Annotated in this window: 15 protein-coding genes; 5 read left to right on the top strand and 10 right to left on the bottom strand. The window is 59.5% G+C overall.

Annotated elements, in window-relative coordinates; all coding sequences use genetic code 11:
- Positions 1 to 104: 104 nt before the first annotated feature.
- The gene (locus tag RBR41_RS10795) at positions 105 to 419 is read right to left on the bottom strand and encodes a DUF1847 domain-containing protein (RefSeq protein WP_320352587.1); all 315 of its coding nucleotides are present in this window, start codon (positions 417 to 419) and stop codon (positions 105 to 107) included.
- Positions 420 to 432: 13 nt separating this feature from the next.
- Positions 433 to 1,872: a biotin carboxylase N-terminal domain-containing protein gene (locus RBR41_RS10790; RefSeq protein ID WP_413785151.1), complete on the bottom strand. Its 1,440-nt coding sequence runs from the start codon at positions 1,870 to 1,872 to the stop codon at positions 433 to 435.
- A 277-nt stretch (positions 1,873 to 2,149) separates the two neighbouring features.
- On the opposite strand from RBR41_RS10790, the gene RBR41_RS10785 reads away from it, so the two are divergent.
- Positions 2,150 to 3,064, top strand: coding sequence for a purine-nucleoside phosphorylase (locus tag RBR41_RS10785; protein ID WP_320352586.1), 915 nt, complete (start codon positions 2,150 to 2,152; stop codon positions 3,062 to 3,064).
- Positions 3,065 to 3,121: 57 nt separating this feature from the next.
- Positions 3,122 to 4,951: a translational GTPase TypA gene (gene typA, locus RBR41_RS10780; protein ID WP_320352585.1), complete on the top strand. Its 1,830-nt coding sequence runs from the start codon at positions 3,122 to 3,124 to the stop codon at positions 4,949 to 4,951.
- A gap of 271 nt (positions 4,952 to 5,222) precedes the next feature.
- On the opposite strand, the gene RBR41_RS10775 is transcribed toward typA, so the two are convergent.
- The 5 genes from RBR41_RS10775 to RBR41_RS10755 form a co-directional block, all read right to left on the bottom strand.
- Entirely contained in the window at positions 5,223 to 5,894 is a 672-nt protein-coding gene (locus RBR41_RS10775; RefSeq protein WP_320352584.1) for a GNAT family N-acetyltransferase, read from the bottom strand.
- Positions 5,895 to 6,164: 270 nt separating this feature from the next.
- Entirely contained in the window at positions 6,165 to 7,271 is a 1,107-nt protein-coding gene (locus tag RBR41_RS10770; RefSeq protein WP_320352583.1) for a GTPase domain-containing protein, read from the bottom strand.
- A 2-nt stretch (positions 7,272 to 7,273) separates the two neighbouring features.
- Positions 7,274 to 8,380, bottom strand: coding sequence for a YcjF family protein (locus RBR41_RS10765; protein ID WP_320352582.1), 1,107 nt, complete (start codon positions 8,378 to 8,380; stop codon positions 7,274 to 7,276).
- Between the two features lie 110 nt (positions 8,381 to 8,490).
- A complete protein-coding gene (locus tag RBR41_RS10760) occupies positions 8,491 to 13,929 on the bottom strand; it encodes a translocation/assembly module TamB domain-containing protein (RefSeq protein WP_320352581.1) in 5,439 nt (1,812 codons plus the stop codon).
- Positions 13,929 to 15,872, bottom strand: coding sequence for an autotransporter assembly complex family protein (locus RBR41_RS10755; RefSeq protein ID WP_320352580.1), 1,944 nt, complete (start codon positions 15,870 to 15,872; stop codon positions 13,929 to 13,931). The genes RBR41_RS10760 and RBR41_RS10755 overlap by 1 nt, the downstream gene beginning before the upstream one ends.
- A 325-nt stretch (positions 15,873 to 16,197) precedes the next feature.
- Here RBR41_RS10755 and RBR41_RS10750 point away from each other — a divergent pair, with 325 nt between their 5' ends.
- Together RBR41_RS10750 and thiM are read left to right on the top strand one after the other, a co-directional pair.
- A complete protein-coding gene (locus RBR41_RS10750; RefSeq protein ID WP_320352579.1) occupies positions 16,198 to 16,545 on the top strand; it encodes a DsrE family protein in 348 nt (115 codons plus the stop codon).
- Between the two features lie 517 nt (positions 16,546 to 17,062).
- A complete protein-coding gene (gene thiM / locus RBR41_RS10745; protein WP_320352578.1) occupies positions 17,063 to 17,896 on the top strand; it encodes a hydroxyethylthiazole kinase in 834 nt (277 codons plus the stop codon).
- Positions 17,897 to 18,645: 749 nt separating this feature from the next.
- Here thiM and glgP read toward each other — a convergent pair.
- Positions 18,646 to 22,902 (bottom strand): alpha-glucan family phosphorylase, encoded by a 4,257-nt coding sequence (glgP, locus tag RBR41_RS10740; protein ID WP_320352577.1) that lies wholly within the window; start codon positions 22,900 to 22,902, stop codon positions 18,646 to 18,648.
- Between the two features lie 111 nt (positions 22,903 to 23,013).
- On the opposite strand from glgP, the gene RBR41_RS10735 reads away from it, so the two are divergent.
- The gene (locus tag RBR41_RS10735; RefSeq protein ID WP_320352576.1) at positions 23,014 to 23,178 is read left to right on the top strand and encodes a hypothetical protein; all 165 of its coding nucleotides are present in this window, start codon (positions 23,014 to 23,016) and stop codon (positions 23,176 to 23,178) included.
- On the opposite strand, the gene RBR41_RS10730 is transcribed toward RBR41_RS10735, so the two are convergent.
- Both RBR41_RS10730 and RBR41_RS10725 read right to left on the bottom strand, forming a co-directional pair.
- Positions 23,169 to 24,692, bottom strand: a complete 1,524-nt coding sequence (locus RBR41_RS10730; RefSeq protein WP_320352575.1) for a glycoside hydrolase family 57 protein — start codon at positions 24,690 to 24,692, stop codon at positions 23,169 to 23,171. The genes RBR41_RS10735 and RBR41_RS10730 overlap by 10 nt on opposite strands.
- Positions 24,689 to 26,047: a glycosyltransferase gene (locus tag RBR41_RS10725; protein ID WP_320352574.1), complete on the bottom strand. Its 1,359-nt coding sequence runs from the start codon at positions 26,045 to 26,047 to the stop codon at positions 24,689 to 24,691. Before RBR41_RS10725 ends, RBR41_RS10730 begins: the two co-directional genes overlap by 4 nt.
- Between the last annotated feature and the right edge of the window lie 111 nt (positions 26,048 to 26,158).

Raw genomic sequence — 26,158 nt, 5'->3', positions numbered from 1 at the left:
TTGTCTTTGTGCTTGCCGGCGAAAATGTCCACCAGGTAGCTGAGCCTGTCGCGCAGGCTCTGGATGCGTTTTTCTATGTTGTTATCCATGACTCGCGTGTGCCGCTAAACGGGTGTTTTAAGGTAGTGGGAGTAGGACGAGTGCAGAGCGGCCAGCGGGCTGTTGCCGGGCATGCAGTTTTTGACGGCCAGCACTGTGGCGGGCGCGTCAGGGCTGCGCATGGCAAGGGCAGGGCGGGCTGCGCCCAGACCAGATAGACCGGGCAGTCCGGGCAGACCGGGCAGAACATTCAGTCCCACACCGCCCCCGTTCATGATCTTGGCCTGCAGCGCCGCATTGCACAGGGTTCCCGTCATTGCGGGTTTGCGCAGGCGCCTGGCCTCAAGCCCCAGAGTGGCCTTGGACACGTTGTCCATCATGCATTTTCCTTGTTCAAAAGCGGAGGATCCGTTCGGTGTTGGCCGCTAAAAAATTGACATTGGACTTCAGTTCCTGGCCCGCGCCGTTGTGTCCCTCAAGGTGCAGGTCACTCAGAAACTCAAGGCCACGGGCCTTGGCTTCTTCCAGGTCCTTGCCCCAGATGATGGCAAGAGCCAGGTTGGGATCGAATTCAGTCGGGATTTCGTAGGGTTCTTTGGTCGGCACATGGGTGAGCATGGTCAGCCAGGGCTGGTCGCTCCACTGGAAGCGCTCTATACGGCCCACCCAGGGGGTAAAGTTGTTGTCGGGATCTTCGGCAATAAGGCGGTATTCAATGCCCACGCCGTCAAAGGTGATGTCGGACTGGCCGTAGCCCAGGGGTTCGCCGAGGCCAATGCGGATCTGCTCGGCAATGATGTCCACGTTGCCCTGTCCCTTGACCTTTGAAATGCGGGCAGACACGCCGTTTTCCACCTGGATGCGGGTGTTGACCTCCATAAGGAAGGGTTCGCCCTTGCGGGTGACTATCCATTCCCAGGTGCCCACATTGTCGTAGCCCACCTTGCGGGCCATGGTGAGGGAATAGTGAACGATGTCGGTCAGCACCTTGCCCGCGTCAAAGGTATATTTGAGTTCGTCGGGCACAAAGCCGGGGGCGACCTCGATGCGCTTTTGCAGGCCGGTGGACTGGATGGAGCAGTTGCGGGTGCCGAAATGCACGGGGTTCATGCCCGAGCGGTCAGAAACTACCTGCACTTCCAGGTGGTTGAAGTCGGTGATGCGCTGTTCGATCAGCACGCCCTCATCCTTGAACTGGCGCAGCGCGTAACTGCGTATGCGGCGGTAGACGGAGCGGAACTGATCCGGGTCGTACACTTCCTCAATGCCCATGCCGCCGCCGCCAGCCGAAGCCTTCACAAGTACAAGGGGCCTGCTGATGCCCTGCTGGGCCTGAAATTCAAAAATGCTCTTGGCAATGCGTTCGGCTTCCATCTCGTCATAGATGGGGCGGTCGGAACCGGGCACCGTGGGCACGCCCAGGCTGCGGGCCAGGCGCTTGGTGTTGATCTTGTCGCCCAGTTCGCGGATGATTTTCCACGAGGGGCCGATAAAGATGAGCTTGCGGTCGCGCTTGGCAACGCGGCGGGCAAAGCGGTAGTCTTCGGCAAAAAAGCCGTAGCCGGGGTGTACGGCGGTGCAGCCGGCCTCATCAGCCACGGCCATGAGTTCGTTGGCGTCGTGGTAGGAAGAGACGCGGAAAAGGCTTTTTTCGCCCCCTTCTTCCCGCGCCAGGCGCACGTGCCCGGAAGCCGCGTCTTCAGCGGTAAAAATGGCAGTAAAGGCCACGCCCAGCTTGCGGCAGGCTTTCATGATGCGAATGGCGATTTCGCCCCTGTTGGCTACCAGAATTTTATGCTTTTGCAGGGGGATGGTTTCCTGAGCTTTGTCCAAGCCTGTCTCCGTATGCAGCGCCGTAGCGGCGCAAATAGTTGTTGTCTGTTTATTTCGGGCAGCCGCAAGCACGGCGAGCCGGAAATTGAGTCGAATCTGCCCGTTAGCCCTTGTGGGACAGGGCCGGGCGGGATATACAGAGTTTGTATCGAACGAGCATACGCACTTTCCGTGTGAAAATCCACACGCTCGGGCGCTGTACAGGTGGAAAAATCGCGTACCCGTTGCGGATGCTGGGTTGCGGTTTTTTCGCCAGATCGGAATCAGGGGGGATAATATGCAAAATTCGCAGGAAGTCCAGTCGGCGACGGCGGCTCTGCGTGCGGCTTTGGAGGCAGCCAGCGGCGCCTTTTCGCAACCCTTTGGCGCGCGCTGCATATCGTGCGGCTCCGCAGAAAAAAATGCCTCGCCCATAGGGCTCATACTGGGCACCGGCCTTTCCGGGCTGGCGGACAGGCTGGCCGAAAGGGTGGCCGTGCCCTACGCCGACCTGCCGGGCTTTCCCGCATCAAGTGTGGACTCCCACGTGGGCGCTTTTGTGTGGGGGCGGTTCCCCACGGCCTGTGGCGAAGATGACGATTCGCCGGGTCGGCCCGTGCTCATCCAGCAGGGGCGGTGCCATTTATATGAAGGGCGCACCCCGGCGGAAGTGTGCATGGGCGTGCGCGTGATGGCGGGTATGGGCGTCAGGACCCTCATCATCACCAATGCGGCCGGGGCGCTCAACCCCACCTTTGACGCTGGTTCCATCATGTGCATGACGGATTTTATCAACCATACCGGGCATTCGCCCCTGGTGGGCTGTAACTGCGATCAGTGGGGGCAGCGCTTCCCTGACATGAGCGTGCCCTTTGACGCGGATTTGCGCGCCCTGGCCATGGAAACTTCGGCCAAGATGGGCCTGCGGCTTGAGCGCGGCGTGTATATCGGCGTGCACGGCCCGGAAATGGAAACCCCGGCCGAGACGCGCATGTACCGGCAGTGGGGGGCTGACGCCGTTGGCATGAGCACCGTGCTTGAGGTCATCGCCGCGCGGCATCTGGGCATGCGCGTGCTTGGCCTGTCCTGTCTTTCCAATAAAAATTTGCCGGACTGTATGACCCCGGCTCCTTTGGAAGAAATCATTCTTGTGGCTGCTCAGGCAGGCAAAAATCTGGGTCGCCTCATACGGGCAATGGTGACAAAACTTTGAAAAATGCGTACAAGCGCTGCCCGGACACTTTTTTTTATACCAAAAGGCAAGCGCTCTATGCAGCACAATGAATCTCTTCGCAATGTCGCCATTATAGCACACGTTGACCACGGCAAGACCACCCTTGTGGACGCACTCTTCAAGCAGGGCGGCGTTCTTCGCGCTGGCCAGCAGCTTGACGATCGCGTCATGGATAATATGGATCTGGAACGCGAGCGCGGCATCACCATTGCCGCCAAAAACTGCGCAGTGTCGTGGAAAGGCGTCAAGATCAACATCATCGATACGCCTGGCCACGCCGACTTTGGCGGCGAAGTTGAACGCTCGCTTTCGATGACCACGGGCGCCATCCTGCTGGTGGACGCCTCTGAAGGGCCGCTGCCCCAGACCCGCTTTGTGCTGCGTAAAACCCTTGAGGCTGGCCTGCCTGTTGTGGTCGTCATCAACAAGATCGACCGCAAGGACGCCCGCCCCCAGGAAGTGCTCAACGAAATTTACGACCTTTTCATCGACCTTGACGCCAACGAGGCGCAGCTCGAATTTCCGGTTTTGTACGCCATCGGCCGCGCGGGCGTGGCCATGAACAAGATTGATGACGAACAAAAAGACCTGTCGCCGCTTTTTGAAGCCATCCTCAAGCATATCCCCGGCCCGGCGCATGATGCCGATCAGCCCTTCCAGATGCTTGTGGCCGACCTTGACTATTCCGACTACCTGGGCCGCCTGGCCGTAGGCCGCATCATGCACGGCCATGTGCAGAGCAAGGAATCTCTTGCCTGCATAGGCGAAGACGGGCAGCCCCGCCCCCTGCGCGCCACCAAGCTTCAGGTGTATGACGGTCTGCAACTGGCCGAGGTCGAAACCGCCCAGCCCGGCGACATCGTCGTGCTGGCGGGCATTGAAGACGTCACCATCGGTGACACCATCTGCACCCGCGAAAATCCCCGCGCCCTGCCGCGCATCCGCGTGGATGAACCCACCGTGGCCATGCGTTTTGGCATCAACACCTCCCCCCTGTCCGGACGCGAGGGCAAACTGGTGCAGAGCCGCGCCATCCATGACCGCCTGGTCAAGGAAACGCTGCGCAACGTGGCCGTTCGCGTTGAAGACACGGCAGACCGCGACGCTTTTCTCGTCAAGGGCCGTGGCGAATTCCAGATGGCCATTCTTATCGAAACCATGCGCCGCGAGGGATTTGAACTTTCCGTGGGCCGCCCCGAGGTCATCCTGCAAAAGGACGCAAACGGCAAAACCCTTGAGCCCATTGAACGCCTCTATGTGGACTGCGACGAGACCTTCATGGGCGTGGTCACTGAAAAGCTGGCCCAGCGCAAGGGCCGCATGGTCAACTGCATCAACAACGGCACGGGCCGTGTGCGCCTTGAATTCAGCGTGCCCGCGCGTGGCCTTATCGGCTACCGCGACGAGTTCCTCACGGACACCAAGGGCACGGGCATCATGAACTCCTACCTTGACGGCTATGAAGAATGGCGTGGCGATTTTCTTACGCGCTATTCCGGCTCCATCGTCGCCGACAGGGCCGGCAATGGCGTTGCCTATGCCCTCTATAACCTTGAGCCGCGCGGCATTCTTTTTGTGGAGCCGGGCGACCCTGTGTACGAAGGCATGATCATCGGCGAGCACAATCGCGATAATGACATCGACGTCAATGCCACCAAGGAAAAGAAGCTCACCAACCTGCGCGCTTCAGGCAAGGACGAAAACGTCACCCTTACGCCCGTGAAAAAGATGACGCTGGAGCATGCCCTGCACTTTGTGCGCGAAGACGAACTGGTGGAAGTGACGCCCCTGTCCATCCGCCTGCGCAAGTCGGAACTTTCGGCGCAAAAGCGGTACCAGACCGCAGGCAAGCGCAAGAGCAGCTAACGGTTTTTATTTTTTTTGAAGTTTCTTGTGGGGGAGGGACCCTTTTGAAAAAGGGTCTCCTCCCCCACGCCCCCACCCCCTAAAACTTTTATAAAGCCCGGTAACTTTGAAAAAGTTACCGGGCTTTATCGTTGCGCGCGAGTGCAACGCGCCACAACGTGGCGTGGATTCTACCGCAAATCGCATTTGCGGTAGAATGACACTTTGAAATGAGCATCATTTCAAAGTTACTCTGGTCTGGGTAATGTACCTCTGAAAAAGGGGACACGCTCTAGGGTCGTGGCCATTGCATATGCAGCAGCGGGTACGGGCGGCCCTGCCCGTCCACTGATGAGCGCCCCGTCACCACAAAGCCCATGTGTTCATAAAAAGCCAGTGCAGCGGGATTCTGCTCATTGACGTCAAGGGTCAGTGTCGCACCTTCCGCCATGGCCCGCTGCCGCGCATGATCAAGAAGCATCTTGCCGATGCCAAGGCCGAAACATTCCGGCTCCACAAACAGCATTTCTATCTGCGGCCAGTTGCAGCCCATAAAAGCCACAGGGCGGAGCGCATTTGGGCGGGGCACATCCGGGGCAAGCACATATGGGGCACGCACATCTGGGCCGGGTGTATTCGGGTGGAAGATATTGTGCAGGGGCGGGTTCGCCGCGCCTTCAGGTTTTGCGCCCGTGTTGTCAGACTCTTCAGCCGCTGGCGCATTTGGGCCGAGATCATTTGGGCTGTAAGGCTCGTATTCCGCCACCCACAACTCCTCCACGCCCGGCAGATATTCCCGCAGGATGGCAGTATACAACTCGTCCACGGCCTGTGGCGTGAGAAAGTGGTGTGTTGCGACAACGCTGCGCTTCCAGAGGTCGGCCAGGGCGGCATGATCGGCTGTCACGGCACGGCGCAGACGCGGCGCTGCCCCAGCAGCAGGGGTAGGGGGGTGCTGTTGCATGTTCGTTGTCCTGAAATCTTGTGAAAATAAGCATCCTGCGGCACTGCCGCAGGATGCGTCAAGCCGTGCGTGGCGAGAGTGCGATGGTGTATCGCTGCCTGCCAGTGTATTCGGGCATTGGCAGATTCCCATTGCTATGATGTGATGCGTGGAAGACGCCGTTTCCAAGTCCCTCGCTTCAGATACAAAACTCAATATTGTATACAAAATACAGCAAACGTCTAAAAGGGAGGGGCATTACAAGCACGATCCATAGCTATTTCGCCGCGACTAGTTTTTTTCTGCCTTAACGCCGTAATGTTGACGGAGACTACGACACTGGCATTTAATTGCCGCTTCTGTCAGATCATTTACCTTTGCACAAGCTTTTAGTATCACACTTTCATATATATCTTTTTTGAAAAATATGCCGAAAGGTAGCAAAGATACTACTATAGTTGCTAAATATTCTGCAAAGCTATTATCCCAATTTGTGCTAAAGTGTTTGTGAACGCTATCATTAAAAGCATCGGGTACAAAGTCAATGCCAGTTTTAGCGTCCAATGCATGTACTACTTCAGCCACCAGATTCTGCGCTTCGGAAATATTTTTTTTCAGTTTTAGAGATTCTTCACTAAGAATGGTCATAAGCATTCCTTTTGCGAACGCCACAATGTCATCTCTGAATTCTTCTCCATAGTGGGTAAAAATACCTAATGAGCCTGCCTTTTCGTCAAAATAACGCAGCACCGACGAAGTAAATTGAATGCGAAAATTCTTAATGGCATTTTTTTCATATTTATAAATGGTCTTATGTATGATGTTGTCCCAAAAATTGCGAAAAAAATGCTGTAATAAGGCTTCACGGCCCTGCTGAACAGTTGTGCGCCCATACAGTTTAGCAGCGACGGATTCCACAGCGATGCACGCAGAATCAGGAAATGCACTGTGCAGCACTGATGCTGTTTTTTTTGTATTATCAGGACTCAGCGCGCTTTTTGTCAGCACAAAAAGTATACGATTGCCGGCATCAATAAGAGGGCGCAAAATTTGACATATTTCAAAATCCTCTACTCGCGCTCTTTCGGCGTCCACGCAGTATACTACAGAGTGGAACCAATCCTTCATCTCTTTTGCATCATTTTTATGCGTCTCAGACTCGATTATTTCCCTCCATTTTTTCTCCTTGTCGGCCTCGAGTCCCCAGCTATCATATACTGTGAAACTGATCCCACGATAATGAAATGGCTTACATTTATGAATTCCCTCTCCTGTCGTAGGCTTGCCGTGCCCAATTTTTGCCGCATCTTCATCCAGCATATAATTCAGTAACGCGGATTTACCAACTCCTGATTTTCCGAGAATAAGAATATTTGTATTCGTATTCAATGAGGACATGGCTAAGCCTCATCTTTGTTATTCTGCCCATACATTTTAAAGAGAGGCTCCAGTGTATTAAAAAATTCTGGAGTAAGATACTGCTCAAGGGGGTATTCGACTCCCTTAAGTCTGTCTTTGGTAATCTTGCAGCAAAGCCGGTTCACGGCAATCCCCAACGCATAAGTCAAGCCTGCGGCTACCGTGCCGTTAATCATGCCGCCAGCAATAGTCCCAATCCCGGGGATCCATTTGAGGATATTACCGGCGATGGTTTTTCCAATCATGCCCATAACTGTACTCAAGCTACTTGATGCCTCAAGAGTTTTCGTTAGGGACTCCATGTCCCACAACAAGCAAATGCGACACAACATAACAGTTTGATTGGTAAGCAGGATTGGAGCGTCAGAGAATGGAATGGGTGTAAAGCCTGTGGCAAATGCCCCACCAGCATGCGACAGAACAATCGTGTTGCCTTCATTTTCTTTGGCATCTATATCGCGGTTGGAAACAGAAATGAAAGCTCTGCGCAGCGCTTCAGGGAGCTGTTTTCGCGACCATCTGTCAAGCGCGTCCAAATCATGTGGAATTTCTTTGTCTGTTGATAGAAAAACAGGGGTATTGGGACAAGATTCACCGATGGACGCCTTCAGAGCCTCAACCTGTTCTTCTGTGGCAACGTCTATTTTTGTCAGAACAATTGCCAAGGGAATTTCTTTGGGCATGCCAATGATGAATTTACTATCACAATCCGTAAAACGAGCCGAAGGGGCACTGACACAATACCAGCAGAGATGAATAGCCGTGCGCACATTATTATTCTGTTTTTTCAAAAAGTCTTCTACAATTTTTGCATATCTTTCCTGATTGGCAGAACCACTTTCATAGCCTTCACTGTCATAAATATGGAGATAATCATTTTCATAGCCATTGATGCCCTTTGTAATGGGTCTTCCCGCCCCAGCTTCGGCTATTTTTCTTTTAAAAACTATATTTACAAGGGTGCTTTTACCTGTGCCGGTACCCCCCACAACCAATATGGAAACCTTTTGTGTTTCTTTTTTCAGCTTTTCAAAGTCTTGCTTAAATGATCCGGCAAAATCAGCATTGCCATCAAAATTTGTTGACATAAAGCCTCCCAAGAATGCATTAATAGATTTTTTTTGGTATGCGCTTTAAAGATCAAATGTGCAATGCTGTCGTAATGCCTCCCCCACAAAACACGTCTCCTGAACTGGCTCTAATAATTGTACTTCCAGCGTATGCCGCCCCAGGTGCTCTGCTGTTCTGAGCGCAGTTCCAGGTTGGTGCGGGGCGTGATTTCAAGCTGTATGACAAAGGCCGTGCTGCCCTGCTTCATGCCCTGCTGTATGCCCAGATAGATGATGTCTGTGATGTACTTGCCCATTTCCACCGAGGTGCCGGCACCCATGCCTTCGTCTTCGGACTTGCCGCCAGAGGTGGAATTTGGCGTGGAGTTCAGCCGCAGCACATCAACGCCCAGCGCCTTGCGGGTCAGGTCAAAGATGCCGCCGCCACCGGAGCCAAAGCCCGCGAGCTGGGCCACTGCTCCGGCGAGCCGCAGATTTTCCAGCCGTCCCAGTTCATTGGTGCTTTTGCCAAAAAGAATCTGGGCCAGGATTTCGTCTCTGGGCATTTCCGGTTCACTGCTCAGGGTCAGTTTCATCTTGCGCACTGTGCCAGATATGTTCACAAAGGACGTCAGGTTGGGCGTTTCATTGGAAAGCCTGATATCCAGCAGGGGGTTACTCAGGGCACCCCCGGCAAAGGTGATGCTGCCGCGTGAGAGCTTGAAAATCTTGGTCAGAAAATCGAACGTGCCCTTGATGGCCGTGATTTGCCCCGTGATCTGCGGGTCTTCAGGAGTGCCGGATACCAGCAGGTCGGCCTTCCATTCACTGGTAAGTCCGTGACCTTCCACAAAGAAGCGGCCGGGAATCACAATATTCAGGTTCAGGTTGCCCTGTGCGGCGGGCTTTTCGGGGGCAACGGGCTTTTCGGAGGCGGAGGTCTGTTGCGCAACCTGAAACGGGTTGGGCGCTTCGGTTATGGGCAGGGTGGTGACGCTGCCGCCCACGGCCAGCTTGTTAAGCAGTATAAGCCCCTGGTTGACGACGATCTTGCCTGTCACCTGCGGGGCAGCGGCGCTGCCGGTTACGCCCGCCTCACCCGAAAGCTCGATGCGTATGTCGCGGCGGCTCAGGGGTCGCAGATGGTCTATGGTGGTCTTGATGTCCAGCTTGTTGCCGTCAAGGCTGGCGAATCCGGCCACGCGCAGCTTGCCGCCAAGGCCGCCCGAGGCGTCCAGTTCCAGCCGGGCCACGCCGGGCAGGCCGCCCTGTTTTTTGCCGGAACTGCCGCCGCGCCCTTCCTCAAGGTTGAGGCGCATGGCGATATTGGTCAGCAGCACGCCCTGGAGCAGGTTTTCGTACTTGCCCTTGTCCACCAGAACAGCGCCCTTGGCGGAGGGGGCAGCCAGGGTGCCGCCCAGATCAACGGCCACGTTCACGTTGCCCGCAAAGCGCTGATCCGCGATGGGCAGCAGGGACCAGAGCGGCCCGGCGGCCCCTTGCCAGCGAACCTGCCCGCGCAGGGGGCCCTGCATGTTGGGCTGCGGCAGGCCGTCCTTGCCGAAAAGCAGGGGCAGGCGCACTTCAAGCCGTGCTTCGCTGCCGCCCAGCGCCTGAATGCTCTCCTTGTCCATATCCAGCTGGGCCACAAGGCTGCCGCTGGAGCCGCCGCTTGCCTCGATGCGGCCAGTGAGTCCCACATTGAGGGGTTTCAGCGGGCTGCTGGGGATGCGCAACTGCCGAACGCCAAGGCGGAAGCTGCCGCCGGGCTGCGAAGGGCTGCCCGTAAGACGGGCCTGCGCTTGCACCGTGCCTTCGGGCAGGGCGGGTACAAATTTTTTCCACGGGGTGAGGGCGAGTCCTTCAAGGTCAAGGCGCACGTCCATCTTGTCCTGCCCAAGAGATGCCTGGGCGCGCAGTCTGCCGCCGGGAACAAGGCGGATGTCCAGCCCTTTGAGGTCAAGTCCGTCATCGCCGTAGCGCAGGGAGGCTCCCGGCGTTGCGCGGAAGCCGAGATCGCGTCCGCTCAAATGGGCCTCAAGCCTTTGCACCTGCACAAGGCCGGGCTGCCAGCGCGCGTTCACGTGGGTGGCCACCGTGCCGCTCGTTTCCACGCTGGCATCCAGGGGGCCGCTGAGAGCGCCGTTTGCGCGTACCTTGGCACCGAGGGAGAGATCGCCCTGTTGAACATTGCCAAGGTCCATGCGCGCGGTGAGGCTGCCCGGCCCGAAAGCATCCTTGAGCGTGAGCTCGCCCGCAAGATTGCGCAGAACAAGGGGGGCGGCGGCCCCGGCGCTGTAGTTCAGGCGGGGCACGTTGATGCGCAGTTCGGCCTTCTGGCTGTAGCGCTGTGCCGGTTCTGCCGTGGCGGACGCGGGCCTGGCAGCGCCGCCGGACACAGCGGGCGTTGCGGGCGGGTTTTCACGGGGCGTCTGCGAAGATTGCGCAGTTTGTGAGGCCTGGGCGGTCTGCAAGTTTTGAGCGGCCTGACGGGATTGGCCTGTCTGCGAAGATTGACCTGTCTGCGAGGCCTGGGCGGCCTGCGCAGCCTGTGCGGCAGTGCCGTGTCCGTTCTGGTCATTGGTGGCGGCAGTGTTGCTGGCTGTTGCGTCCACAGCCACGCGGTCGGCTCGCAGTTCAAGGCTCAGGGCAGCCTCGCCGTCAAGGCGCGCGCCCGGCACAAGGGTGGAAAGCGCCGCCCAGTCGGTCACCCGCACATCCAGCTTGCCGTCACAGGCAGGCATGGAACCAGGGGGCAGAGAGGCCGTCACCTGTCCGGCGGCTGTAATCCCCAGTGCGTTGAGGCGCAGATTGCGCAGGCCAGCCTGCAGCATGTCTTCTTCGCCCCGGCCCGCAAAAATCTGACTTTCCAGGCTCAGGGGCTGACCGTCCCAGCGGCCGCTCGCGTCCAGTTGCACCGTGAGTTGCGGTCTGTTTGCTGCGACTTTGGGGGGCGCGGCACTGGCATCCTGTGCGGTTTTTTTAGCGGGCGTGACGGCTTGATCCTGTGCGGCATCTTTATCCGGCACGGCATTTTTTTGGGGCGCGGCATTTTTTGGGGGCGCGGCGTCTTTATTGGGCGCGGCGTCGGGAACTTTGGGGGATGCGACTGCCGGGGCGGCCGGAGCGGCATTGGGGGCGGCAATATCCTGTTTGTGATCCTGCACTTCCGCGAGGGCTTCCTGCCAGTTCAGCGGGGCCGCGCCAAGGTGCACAATGGCCTGCTCAAGTTTGTGCGTGCCCACGCGCAGGTCGGCGCATTCCACGCGCAGGGTAAGGTCAGGAGCGGCCAAAGGCCCGGTCGCGGTGAGGCGCACGGTGGCAGGGGCGGCCAGCATGTCCAGCGGATCCGCGCTTTCTTCGGTCGCGGCGGCCTTGGCTGTGGCCTGGCCAGTGGTATGGCCTGTGGCCTGAGCGGGGGCCTGTGCGGGGGCCTGGCCGGTGGTATGGGCGGCAGTCTGCGCGGGGGCCTGGGCGGCAGCTTGCGTGGCTGTTGCGGGAGCGTTTTTGGCGGGAGCGACACTGACATGCAAATCCACATCCAGAGGGCCTAAAAGCCACGACGATCCCTGCGGGGAAGTTTTTTGCGCCAATGTGGCTTGTGAAGGAACGGCTTGCGACGGTGTAGCTTTCGCAGGCGCAGCCTGCGGGGCTGCGGATTGTGCAGGGGCGGCCTGTGGTGACGCGGCCTGCGGGGACGCGGCCTGTGCGGAGGGCGCTTGCGAAGGTACGCCCTGTGCAGATTCTGCCTGAGGAGTTGCGGCCTGCGCAGGCATGTCCAGTGGGGACGCGGGCTGCGGCACAGCGGCCTTGGCAGGAGCGGCGGGCGTGCTTTGCCAGAAGGCATGCCCTGTCGTGGAAAGAGGGCCAGCCTGAATGGAGAATTTGTTCAGCCCTACGCGGGCGACAGTGGCCATGGCCTCAGGCGAACCAGGAGCGCCGGGTTTTGCGGGGGCTTCCACTTCCGCGCCCAGGGCCAGCGAAATTCTGGCTCCATCGCCGAGCAGAGTCGCCAAAGGGCCGGAGGCGGCTTTTGTTGTGGAGATTTTGTTCGTGCCCTGCGCGGCGGCTGCGGCGGTTGTGCCGGAAGCAGCAGTAACTGTGGTGGCGGGCGTGGTGGTGCCCGGTGTGCTGCTCGCGCTTGCCACCGTAGTGGCGGCAGAGGTGGGTGTGGCGACAGCAGCGGATGCAGTAGCAGTGCCGATCGCGGTTGTGCCCATAACTGTGGCGGCGGGCGTGGTGACGGGTATTGCCTGACCAGCCTGTGCGTCCGCCCCGGCGGACTGATCTGCCCGGGCGGCCCCGGCATTTCCGGCAGGCAGCACAGTGGCTTCAAGCGTGCTGTCCACGGTCAGCGCCATGGCCGAGGGAGTGACTGTTCCCGATTGACGCGGGGCGAAATTCACTTCAAGGCGGGCCTCAAGGCCGCCGCTGGGCGCGCCGGGCAGGGGCAGAGGGGCACTGTTTGCGCCATGGGCAGTCAGCAGGACTGTGAGCCTGCCTCCCGTGCTTCCGGCCTTGAGGTTGGCTTCAACTGTGGCCAGAAAATAGTTGCCTGTGAGCCGTTTGTCTGGGGGCTGGCTGGCAGCGGACAGTTTGTCTGCGGACCGTTTGTCTGGGGGAAGGCTGGGAGCGGGCAGAGCCGCAGTGGGTGATGCTTCGCCCTTGGCCCTATCAGGAGTGTCGGCGGCCGGGGTATTGGCCGGAACATCGGCCTTGGCTTCTGGTTTGGCGTCTGCCCTGGCGTCTGCCCTGGCGCTAGGCGAGGCATCGGCCTTGGCATCAGCCGTGGAATCGGCTGGCGGCAGCGCGCCAAGCAGGCTTGCAGGAAGCTGCGCGTTCACAACGGCCACCCTGTCCAGAAGCACATCGGGCAGCCAGCCCGGCAATGAGCTGATGGTGCGTACCGTCTCGCCAAGCGTTTCACGCAGCGACGCTTCCGTCAGCGGCGGCGAGGGTGGCTCCGGAGGCGACGGGGGCAGGTCGGGCAAACGCAAGAGGCGCGGCCCGTTGCTGATCAGTTCGGCAATGCGCACACGGCCCGGCAGGGCGGCCCAGTCCCAGACAAAGGTGTTGTGCGGCGCGTCCAGCCACAGGCCGTGGGCGTCGGCCAATTCCACGCCCACTTGCGCCGTGAAGGGCAGAGAGCCCGAAAGCTGCGTCAAACGGATATGCAGGCCGCTTTCTGCCGCTGAAGCGGCCAGAACGGCATTGACCTCGTCCTTGATCCAGGCCTGGACGTTTTCATTGCGCAAGGCCAGCAGTACGCCAGCCAGAAAGAACAGCAGCAAAAGCAGCACAAAGATCAGCCCGCGCCAGACCACAGCCCATATGCGGGCAATCCAGACGCGGGCAGCCGGGCCACGGTTGTTCTTGCTTCCGCCAGACCCTTTCGGCGTGCCCGGCCCCGTGTCGGCCACGCCAGAACCAGTCACGCCAGAACCAGTCACGCCAGATGCCGCCGCGCCAGAACCAGCTGCGCCAGAACCAGCTGCGCCAGAACCAACTGCAGCAGACGAACCGGCTCCGGCTCTGGAGCCGTCCGCCGTGGCGTCGGTCTGTGCGGAATGTGTGGGTGCGCTCGTCATCAGAAGGACTGCCCTATGCTCACGTAGATTTGTATGGGAGGATCGCCGTCCCTTGGTCGCAGGGGTGTGGCCACGTCCAGCCGCAGCGGCCCGATGGGCGTGAAATAGCGCAGGCCAATGCCCGCGCCCCAATCCATGTCGCCTATGATGCGTGGCACTTCGTCCCTGTAGACCATGCCGCCGTCCAGAAAGGGCACAATGCCCACATCATCGGTAACCTTGTAGCGCGCCTCAAGGCTGATTTCCTGAAAGGAGCGCCCGCCAAGGGGATCGCCGTTTTTGTCCTCCGGCCCCACGGACTGATAGGGGTAGCCGCGCACCGACCCCGCGCCGCCAGCGTAATAGCGCAGGCTGCCGGGAATGTTGCGCAGGGCCGCGCCGGACATGGCCCCGGCTTCAACCCTGCCCGCCAGGATCAGCTTGTCGTCGGGCCGTCCGTCTTTGTGAAAGGGCGCGTAGTAGCCGCTGGCTTCCAGCGAACCGGCCATGACCGTGAAGCTTTCGCCGTAAAAACCTGTGTTGGGGTTGGCCTTGACGGTGATTTCCGAACCGCTCGTGGGATTGAGGATATTGTTGCGGCTGTCGCGCCGCACGCTGGCCCTGGGGCCTATATATCCGTAAAACTGTTCGGACTTGCCGTTTTCCTTGATGGAGCCGCTCTGGCCTCCGGCACCGAGGCTGGCCCACCAGAAGCGCGAGACGCGCCGCTCCAGCGCGGCGGAGGCGCTGGCTGCCGTGCTTTTGTACGCCTCGGTATTTTCGCGCAGGGCCGAGCCGGACGCCAGCAGACGCTGCTCGCGCACAAGAAAGGCGGGCTTTTCAAAGGCCGCCTTGATGCCTTGAACCTGTGTGGCGATGGGGGCGCTGACCACGAGCTTTTCCCCATTGTCAAAAAGATTGCGGTGCTCCCAGAAACCTTCCACGCCAAGACCCGTATCCGTGTCATACCGGGCGCTGCCGCCCACGGAACGGAAGGGCAGTTCGGCCACGGTCACTTCCAGGGGCAGCACGGGCACGCCGTCCTTGTTTCTGGTGGGCGCGCCGTTGGCAGCGGCGCTATTTTTGGTCAGCAGCTCTTCCTGCGGGCGTATGTCCACAGAGCGGAAAAGCCCCAACCCGCGCAGGTTGTTGGCATAATCATCCACCAGTTCGGCGTCCCACGGCTCCTCGCCGGGAACCCAGAGGGCCAGCCTTTGCAGGTAGGCGGCGTTGACGCCCGCATTGCCCTTCACGTCAATGCGGCCCATGAGGGCTGGCGGGCCGGGATCAAGGGTGATGTCGGCGTTGACCTGGCGTTTTTCGGGGTCAAGCGTATAGCGCGACTGGGTCACTGACGCCAGGGGATAGCCCTGGGTACGCAGTTTTTCGGGCAAATCTTCGACGGCGTTCAACAGGGCGTCGGCCACCACGGGTTTACCCACGGCGACCCCCGGCAGGGTTGTGGGAAAGGACGGCGGCGGCAGGGTTTTGGTTTCCAGACCCCAAAAGCCCACTTCACGCTCGCGGGTCTTGAAATAGCCGGGCACATCGGGCGGCGGATCGTAGGTCACGCTGGCGCGGCCCAGCGTGTAACGCGGCCCGGCCGTAAGGGTGAGGGTCACGCGCACGGGCTTTGTCTCTTCGTCCAGAGCAAAGGCCGCTGTGCCTTCATAATAACATTGGGAGTGCAGAAGTTTGACGGCTGTTTCCACATCGGCGCGGGCGCGGCGTTCCAGGGCCAACGTGCTGTCGGGCGGCTCCTTGGCAAGCTGCTCCAGCTGGCTCACGGACTTCATCTTGCCTTCAAGGGAGGATGGCCCGTCCTTGACCTTGATGCGCAGGGTATAGGGCACAGGGTCGCCACGCCATGCGGCCTCGAGGGATTCCTGCTCTTTTTGCTCGTGGGGATCCTCGGTCTTTGCCGAAAGCAGGCCGCAGCCGGAAAGCTGCAGTAAGAGCAGCAACGCGCAAAGCGCGCGTAGCGGTGCAAGCCAGGGGGCTACGTACTTACCGGGGGAGCTTTGGGCATGGAGGGGCCGTGCGGGCCGCAGGGTTTTTATGCTGAATACACTGCACATACGTAACTATACGCTGTATGGATTTTCTTAGCAAGAAACATTCGCATATTGTATCGTTTTTATGAGTAATATTGCTGGGCTACGATGATATCAGGCCTCTGCGCCGCTTGGCAAAAGGCCTGCCCCCTGCTACTACTTGTACCGTGTGCGGCGTTGTATGAACGCGGCGTCGCCACCTTTGTTTCGGCTGTAATTTTACCGGAGAATGGATATGAACTACAATCTCTGCCTGCACATAGACAGCAAGGAACCCGCCATCCTGAAGCTGGTTCTGATGAATGCGAGCAACTACATCAAGGCCTTGCCCAACGAGAGCTATCAACTTGTGGTGGTGGCCAACGGCCCTTCCGCAATCCAGTTTCACAAGAGCAATGAAGAGTTCCGCGCCTTGGCCGCGCCCTTGCAGGAACAGGGGGTGCGCATCCGGGTTTGCGCCAATGCCTTGGCCAACAACAACATGACGCCCGAAGACCTCTGGCCCGGCTGCGAAGTCGTGCCTGCGGGACTGGTGGAAATAGTGCGTTTGCAGCGTGAGGGTTTTGCCTACATCAAACCCTAGACGGTGTCGTCACGAGCGCCTTTTAGGGAAACGCTGATTTATTCCGTTTGGCGGCGTTGCTTCTCTTTTTTTGAAGCAGTCGAGGACGGAAGAGTCCACTCCTGCTTCAAAAAAAGAGCGCCTTGCCAAACGAAATACCAGCGCGTTTCCAGGAGGCTCTTTAATCAATGCTTCCCCAGAGCAATTTCACGTTGAAATTGCTCTGGGGGATGCGGGCGTCTTGGAAGCATTGAGAATATACATTCTCAAGGGTTGCGGCACGCTCACAACGGGGTTTAAGCGCGCAGGGAATTGCGCAGGTAAATAGTAGTGCTGCCTTCATACATAGCGATGCTGTCCTGCCCCGTAAGGCGGTTCCCGCCAACGGTTCAGGCAAGCCCTGCGGGCAACAGCTGAAGCTACGCTTAGGCCTCCGTGCCCGGCGGCAGGGCGCGTTCAGGGCTGCCGTGGCGTTTTTCGCCCCAGAGCGGCGTATGTTTGCGTATGGAGATCCGGCTGTGGCCGGAAGGAGAAGTGCATGAGATTCTTTGCGGATATTCTGGATACCGTGCGGCGGCGCGGGCCTGTGGTGCACTGCATTACAAACTACGTCACCGTGAACGACTGCGCCAACATGGTTCTTGCCGCTGGCGGGTCGCCCATAATGGCCGACGACATTGCCGAAGTGGAAGATGTGGTGACTCTGGCGCAGGCTCTGGTCATCAATATAGGCACGCTCAACAGCCGCACTGTTGAGGCCATGATTGTGGCGGGCAGGCGCGCCAACAGCCTGGGGCGGCCCGTGGTGCTTGATCCTGTGGGCGCGGGCGCTACGGCCCTGCGTAACAGCGCTTTGCAAAGCCTGTTGCGTGAAGTGCGCTTTGCGGTCATCAAGGGCAATATTTCAGAGATAGGTTTTCTGGCCGGAGAGGACGCCAGGGCCAGAGGCGTGGACGCCGAGGACGCCTCCCTTGTGACCGAGGGCAGCCTCAAGGGCGCGTCCGACATGGCCAGGCGGCTGAGTGACAGCACGGGAGCCGTGGTGGTAATCAGCGGAGCCATAGATATTGTGGCCCATGCCCAGGGGGTGTGGACGGTGCGCAACGGGCATCCGCTCATGGCGCGCATCACGGGTTCGGGTTGCATGTCGGCGGCCGTCATCGGCTGTTGCCTTGGGGCTGCGCCCGAAGAAGCGCCCCAGGCCTGCCTGTGCGCTGTCAGCAGCATGGGCGTGGCAGGAGAAATTGCCGCTGAAGCTATGGTGGTTGGCGTCGGGGGCGGCACAGGCAGCTACCGCTCCCTGCTGATTGACGCCATGAGCATGCTGGACGGGCCAACGCTCACCTGCCGCGCCGACGTGAAAAACGGGTAGCGCAGGGCGGGCAGTGGAACCGCCCACTCGCCTCATGTTTTTTGCGCCTGTGTGCTGTCTACTCCAAGTGCTTTCTGTGCCCGATGTTTTCTTGCCCGATGCTTTCCGGGCCAGTGCACCTCTGGTGAACAATCTTTTACAACCGCCCGCCCGTCCAAAGCTTTGTTACACAAACATGCTCCGGCGAAGCAGCAAGAAATAGCAAAAAACAGCAATGACCAGCAATGAAAGCGGGCCGCCCTGTGGCGGCCCGCTTTCTGTCTGAACGGCATTATATCCGCGTGTCACGCCCGTTACGGCGGGTAGTTACGCAGCCGCTATACCAAGTGATAATAAAAGCTTTAGACAGTATCGTCACGAGATGAATTTCCAGTTATATCAAGGAGAACGAGCCTTTTATGCAGGGAGTGTACTCTGGTGGTACTCGACCGGAATAAAAGGTGAAGTTCGACGCAGAGATACCAGGAAAGGCGCTCGTGACGGCACTGGCTAGAGCATTTAACCTTTGAAAAAGTTAAATGCTCTAACGCTGCGCGAGAGTGCAGCGCGCCACAACGTGGCGTGGATTCTGCCGCAAATCGCATTTCCGGCAGAATGACCCCTTTGAAATGTGTAACATTTCAAAGGTAATCTGGTCTGGGGGGTGTGGGGGAGGAGACCCTTTTGCAAAAGGGTCCCTCCCCCACAAAGCATCTCAACGTGACAGCACTCCGCCGATGCCGGTCGGTTGTGCATCCCGTATTCCCCGCCTAGGCCCACAGGACGAGGCCCGTTTCAAGCGGCGAGGCCAGGTCTTTATGGAAGGGCATGATGCGAACGCCGTAGCGGTACTGTCCGCTGTGCGTGGGTATGTAGGTGGCAGAGTAGGTTTTGCCTCCATTGCCATTGTCCGAGGTGCGGGGTTCAAGCCGCAGTATTTCGGGTTTGTCAATGAAGTTGCCGTCAATGAGCGCGCGGCCGATGACAAGCTGGGCCAGGATTTCTTCGGGCTGCATTTCGCCGATGTCGATATGCAGACGAACGCTCACAGGCTCGCCGCAGATCATTGTATTGTTCTCCACGCCGCTGATGAGCATTTCCTCCACCTTGATGGTGCCGAACCGGGCGGGCAGGTCTTTTGCCCAGGCGGCAAGCTGGCGGCAGGCGGCCCAGTCGTTTTCGGCCAGCATGCTGCGGCGGCGTGCGGCCCGCAAATAGTACTGACGGATGTAGTCATTGAGCATGCGGTTGCTGCTGTACATGGCGGTAAGGCTTTTGAGGGAGCGCTTGGCCATGGCTATCCACTGTGTGGGCAGGCCGTTCTGGCTGCGTTCAAAGTACAGGGGCAGCACGGCATTTTCCAGCAGGCCGTACAGTGATTCGGCATCGATGTAGTCGTTCTGCTCGCTGCTGGGCAGTTCATTGGTGACCACGGGGCCGATGGTCCAGCCGTTTTGCCTGTTGTAGCCCTCGCACCACCAGCCGTCGGAGATGCTCAGGTTCACGCCGCCGTTGACGGGCAGTTTCATGCCGCTGGTGCCCGAAGCCTCGTGGGGGCGGCGGGGCGTGTTGAGCCAGACGTCGCAGCCCTGCGACATGAGCCGCGACACGGACAGGCTGTAGTTTTCGAGAAAGAAGATGCGCCCCAGAAAGCGTTGATCCTGGCACATGCGCATGACTTCCTGGATGAGGTTTATGCCTGCCTCATCCGCAGGGTGCGCCTTGCCGGAAAAGACCAGCACCACAGGGCGGTCGGGATTGTTGAGAATGCGCGCCAGGCGGTCGGGATCGGCAAAAAGCAGGGTGGCGCGCTTGTAGGGCGCAAACCGCCGGGCAAAGCCGATAATGAGTGTTTCCGGCTTGAGCAGGGCCTCCATATTCTTGCGGGTGTCGGGGTCCAGCTTGAAGCGCTGGGCAAAGACGGGAACCCGCTTGCGCAGGGCGTCGAGCAGGGCTTCTTTCTGGTTCTGGCGTGCAGCCCAGAAGGCTTCGTCGGGGATTCCGTCCACCTTGTCCCATGTATCAGCGCCGGGCTGGGACTGCATCCAGCCGGAGCCAAGGTGCTTGAGCAGCAACTCGTGCATCCAGCTGCCCACGTAGGAGGGGGTATGCACGCCGTTGGTGACGTGCCCTATGGGCGTTTCGGCCGTGGGCAGGCCCTTCCACAACTTGTTCCACATGTGGCGGGAAACGATGCCGTGCAGGCGGCTGACGCCGTTGGCCCAGCAGGAAAGGCGCAGGGCCAGCACGGTCATTTCAAAGGACTGGCTGTCGCCGCCCTCGATCTGCCCCAGTTTGACAAACTGCTGCCACGAAAGGTTCAGGCCTTGCGCCATGCCGGTGAAATAGCGGCCCATAAGTTCGAGAGAGAAGGCTTCGTTGCCCGCCGACACGGGGGTATGGGTGGTAAAGAGCGTGTTGGAGCGCACGCGCGTCATGGCTTCGTCATGGTCCATGCCCTGCGTCATGCAGTCGCGTACTCTTTCAAGCGCCATGAAGGCCGAATGCCCTTCGTTCATGTGGTAGACGCTGGGGATGATGTCCAGGGTCCGCAAAAGGCGCATGCCGCCCTGGCCCAGCAGAATTTCCTGCAGCAGCCGGGTTTCGCGGTTGGCCTCGTAGAGGCGGTCTGTGATGCGGCGGTCTTCATCGGTGTTGCGGGGGGTGTCCGTATCCATAAGGAAGAGGGTCACCCGGCCCACCTGCAGCCGCCACACGCGGGCGAAGAGGATGCGCCCCGGCAGTTCAAGCTGCACATAGATGTCTTCGCCAAAGGCATCCTGCATCTGCTTTATGGGCATCTGGGCAAAGTTGTTGATGGGGTACTGGGCCACCTGGCGACCGTTGGAATCGATCTCCTGCATGAAGTAGCCGCTCTTGTAGAGCAGGCCGATGCCTATCAGCGGCAGGGCCATGTCCGAGGCGGATTTGAGGTGGTCGCCGGAAAGAACGCCAAGGCCGCCGGAATAGATGGGTATGGACTCGTTGAGCCCGTATTCCGTGGAAAAGTAGACAATGGGGTGTTCGGGCGTCACGTCCTGACTGAGGGAGCGGATGGGTTCGGCCATATAGGCGTCAAAGCTCTCCATCACCCTGTGGTACATGTCCATGTATTCTTCGTTGGCCATGAGCTCCTTGAAGCGGGCGGGCCATGCCTCTTCAAGCATTCTCAGCGGATTGCGGCAGGCTTCCCACAACTGGGGGTTCAGGGCCATGAACAGGGCCTTGGCGTAGTCGTGCCAGCACCACCAGATGTTCTGGGCGAGTTCGCGCAGGCGGGCAAGCTCGCGGGGCACTTCGGCCACTGCCATGATGGGGCGCAGAAAGGGTGTGGCCGAGCAGGAGGCCGTGAGCACCCGTGTGAGCGCGCCGTGCCCTGCGTCGTGATCGGCGCGGGTTTCGGACTTGGTGAGAGCTATATTGAATGCCTTAACATAGTTATCGAAAAAATAACTCCAGGATGTTTTTTCGGCCAGGGCGCGGGCGTAACCGCGCCAGGAGTGCATGTCCTCGGCAGCGCAGGTGGCGGCAACAAGCACTTTTTCGTGCAGCACTTTGGCGCTCTGCTCAAAGTTCATGCCGCGCCGGGGCATGACGTAGACGCCCCTGTGATCCATGCCCTCTTCCTTCATCTTTTCCCTGGCCCACATGCCGAAGCCCGAAAGGTCGGTGGTGAGCGTGGGCACGGCCCAGGCCGCGCTTTCCTGCGGCGTATAGCCCCATGGCTCGTACCAGGAGGGGAAGAAGCCCACATCGCAGGCGGCCAGGATTTCTTCGTAGGGCATGTTCAAAAATCCGTCATGCCCGTCAAGCATGGCGGGCACAAAGATCACCTTGATGCGTCGCTCAGGACTGTTGTTGAGTCCGAGGCGGCGGCAGGCGCTGATAATGGGATCCTGCGGGGCGTTCCACACATAATGGGTGCAGATGAAGGGCTGGCCGTTGTCCGTTTCAGCCGGGTCGCCGGACACGGCCGCCGGGTTGACGCCCGTGTGGCCGCCCATGACCATGCAGAGCACCAGAATGGAGGTCTCGGTGCCGGACAGGTTGCGGTCGGCCTGGGCCAGGGCGTCCAGAAAGATGTCCACGCCCTTGTTGTGCATCTCGTAGCGGCCTGAAATGATGAAGATACGGGTGTGATCCGGCAGGGGGCCGCGCAAAAAGCGGCCTGCGGCTTCCATTATCTTTGCCCGCGAGGCCGAGGGCACGCTGCGGTCTTCGGAATAGTCGGGTATGACGCGCAGATCAAGACCGTTGGTGGTGATGACGTCGGGCTGGCGGCCCAGAAAGACCGTGGATTCCTCGCCGGTGATGGGGCTGACGGTGGTAAAGGCGTCGGCCTCGCGCGCGGCGGTGCTCTCCATGGACCATTTGGCCGTGATGTTCAGCGCCGCTGCTTCGTTGGCGGGATTGATGTTGCGCATGTTGCTGTAAATGTCGCGTCCGGTGGCGGCCAGGGCGCGGCCCAGCATGGTGGCGTGGGTGGTAAAGACCGTGCCCACCTCCGGCGCGAGCTTTTTGACCATGAGCAGGCCCGCGGCGCACATCCATTCATGAAAAAGGGCCACGCTGTGCCCCTGCATGGGCACCACACGGCTTTCGTGCACGGCGGCGATGACTTCACCGCAGGCCGCGGCGAACATGACGGGCTCAATATAGTCCCACCCGCCGGAGAGGGAATCCACGCCGTAGTTTTTCCACATTTCAAAGAGCAGCTGGTTGCTGGCATAGCGCTTGTCGAACTCCACCAGTATGACCTTGGGGCGTCCGGGTATGTTCCAGCGGCCCAGGCGGCATTTGAGGTCACGGGTGGCAAGACCTATGCGCAGGGAGTCCCAGGCGTGCTCGTCGGTTTCTTCAAAGCCGGGATTCTCTTTCAGGGCCGGGCCCAGAAGAAAGTAGTCTTCGCCGAAGTGCTCCACGGCCTGAAGGGCCTTGCTGGTGACGACAGAGTGAATGCCGCCCACCTTGTTGCAGACTTCCCAGCTCACTTCAAACAGGGTTACCAGGGAGGAATTGAAGTCCATGTCATCTCCTTGCTCAAGATATCAGTAAGGGCCACGACTGTGGGGGGTGGCCCTTTCATGTTGGGGGGCGTTCGAGTGCTGTTTCACTGGCCATATTAGAGCATTTTCGCATTGAGAATATCCATTCCCAATGCTTCCAAGACGCCCGCCCGGCGCGTGAACGCGGGCTGGCGGCAGGATGCGCAGGCGCTTGCCGTGAAGACGCTCACGCGGGACATCCCCGCAGATGAGCGCCGTCACGGGCGTGCCGTGGCCTTTGTGTGCTCTCAAGGTTGATCCGCTCCTGCGGGCGAAGCGGCGGGCTTGTTTTCTTTTGTGGTGGCCGTGCCCTTGGCGGCGGCTTTTTTCTTGCCCGCTGCAGTTTTTGGGTTTGGCTCCGTCTTTTTGGCAGGCTCTGCCTTTTTGGCTGGCACTGCTTTTGCGCCCGTCACGGGCTTTTTGCCCCCTGCTGTTTCCTTGCTGGACGCCTGTGCTTTGCCCGGCGCTTTTTTCGCAGTTTTGGGCTGCGTTTTGGGGCTTTGGCCTGTGCGGCTTTTTGCCGGGCCAGGCTTTACCGGGGCTGTTTTGGCCGGTGCAGCCTTGGCCGGGTCGGGAGCCTTTTGCTGTTCTTCAACGGCCTTGAGGCGCATTTCAAAGTCCGCCAGCACGTTCATGAAGGTGATGTAGGCGTCATAGGGGCTGCCAAAGGGGCTTGGCCTGTCCGGGGCCTCGCTGGAAAACCACTTGGTGGACATGTGGCGGAAGTGGTCGGCGGTCTGCAACCTGTCGAAATCGTGGCGCAGTTCGGCTGATCCGCTGCGATCCACCCGTGAGGCAAGGGCGTAGAGGGCGTGTATGGCGTCTTTTTGCATGTCGTTGCCAAGCCACGCGGTGAGGTCGCCGCTCTCGTCCTCCCAGGATATGAACTGGGGGATGTCCATCTTGCCCACAGGCTTGAATTGTTTGACCGCCATGGCGGGCGTGGCGAAGTGAAAATCATTGTGGGCCAGCAGGGCCTCCGGCAGGGCTTCCAGAAAGTCAAAAATGCCCGATTCCCTGCTGTGACGCAGGCCGAACACATGATAATCGTTGATGATATTGATGACATCGGCCGAATCGGCCAGGCCGTGGCACCAGGAGGCAAAGGTGTCGGCCGTAAGGGGCCATGCGGGCCAGGCCGTGTCGGAAAAACGCAGGCCTATGTCGTTGGAAAGGCTGGTGTTGCGCAGCAGCAGGCCAAGTTCCGGAGCGCTGACGGGCTGGTACAGGTAGTTGGCGCTGCGCCAGCCCAGCACCTGATCCGTGCCTTCGGCCAGCACGGCCTTGAAGCCGAGTTCGGCCACAGCGGCGGCGAGGTCGTTGTTGTACACGCATTCCGTATGCTTGAAGGTCACGGGCTTGACGCCGAAGAGCTTTTTCAGGCGGGACGCCTGTGCCTGCACCTGGCGGTCAAACTCCTGGCGGGAATAGAGAAAGGCCAGGGAATGCGGCGCGGTTTCGGCCACAAATTCCACGCAGCCCGTTTGCGCCAGGGCCGTAAAGCTTTCAAGCACTTCAGGAACGTACTGCTCAAAGAGGTCAAGGACTGTGCCCGAAATGGCGTAGGACACGCGAAAGTCCTTGCCGTAGCGGCGGATGAGCTTGAGCATAAGCTCATTGGCGGGCAGGTAGCACAGGCGTGCCGCGCGCAGCATGGCATCGCAGTTGTGGTCATCGTCTTCATAAATGGAATTCTGACCCATATCAAAAACCGTATAGCGGCGCAGCTGGTAAGGTTCGTGAACCTCATAGCACAGGCATATGGCTGTCATGAGCGACCTCCGTGTACGTTGTGGTAAATGGCCAGCAACTGGTCGGCGGCATTTTCCCAACGGATGGACTTCATTTCTTCGCGGCAGTTTTTCACCAGTTCAGCCGCCAGGCAGGGGTAGCGCAGAACGGCGCAGATTTTGTCGGCCATGTCGCGGGTATCCCAGAAATCGGCTTTAAGGGCGTGTTGCAGCACTTCGGATACGCCCGATTGACGTGAGAGCAGTACAGGAACGTCGTAGAGCATGGCCTCAAGGGGCGTTATGCCGAAGGGTTCGGAAACCGACGGCATGACGTAGAGATCGCTGAGGGCAAACATGCGGTCCACCTCCTCCCCCTGCAGGAAGCCGGCAAAGTGGAAGCGGCTGCCCATGCGCAACTGCCCGGCCCTGCGGATGAGGCGTGGCAGCATGTCGCCGCTGCCAGCCATGAAAAAGCGCACGTTGGGGATTTTTTGCAGCACCAGCCGTGCGGCTTCCATGAAATATTCCGGCCCTTTCTGAAAGGTGACGCGGCCCAGAAACAGCACGCGCTTTTCGTGCCGTATGCGCGGCGGGATGGGATAATGGCGCTGGGCCTCGTGGCGGGCCACGGCGTTGTGTACGACCATGACCTTTTCCGGGGGGATGCCGTAGCGTTCGATGACGGTTTTGCGGGTAAGGCGGCTCACGGCCACCACCACATCGGCGGCCAGCATGCCCGCCCGTTCAATGCCCGCCACCTGCTCGTTGATGTCGCTTCCGCTGCGGTCGTATTCGGTGGCGTGGATATGGACAACAAGGGGTTTGCCCGTGAGGGTTTTGGCCAGCATGCCCGCTGGATAGGTCATCCAGTCATGGGCGTGGATAACGTCAAAGTCTTCTTGAACAGCCAGGGCTGCGGAAAGGCGGCTGTAACGCAGCACCTCGTCCATAAGGCTGGGGCCGTATCCGCCTTGCAGCGAATAGGTGAAGGATCTGGATTGATGGGACTCTTCTTCCCCCGTCTGGCGCGGTGTCAGGCAATACGGCTCTCCCGCGCAGGTGCGGCCGCTGAGGCGGCCCAGTGCGCTGACGTAGTCCTGCGGGGTGAGATAGGGCATGAGCGGACTGTCCACCGGCAGGCAGCGTATGCCGTTGCGCCAGACTTCCTGTTGCGCCCAGTTCATGCGCTGTACCAGGTCTTGAGTGATGGGAGTTCCGGATGCCGAACGCAGACGCAGAAATTCCCCTTTCCCCTTGCTGTCGTCGATACGGGGCAGTACAAAGATTATTTCCGCTCCCCTGCGGGCCAGAGCCTGGGTCATGCCAAAGCAGGCCGTGCCCAGACCTCCGCTGATGTGAGGTGGGAACTCCCAGCCGAACATAAGCACTCGCATGTGTTCTCCCTCATGCGGCGGAGATTCTCCCGCCGGATTCAGCGGCCGTTCCTGTCGGCCGCCACAACTCTTCCCCGCTCCTGTTCGAACATTTCGCTTTAGGAAACGTTG

Origin of the sequence: Desulfovibrio sp. (genome assembly GCF_034006445.1) — a bacterium.
Lineage (GTDB): Bacteria > Desulfobacterota > Desulfovibrionia > Desulfovibrionales > Desulfovibrionaceae > Desulfovibrio.
The sequence above is the reverse complement of the archived record's forward strand: the minus strand, read 5'-3'. Positions and strand labels throughout refer to the sequence as shown.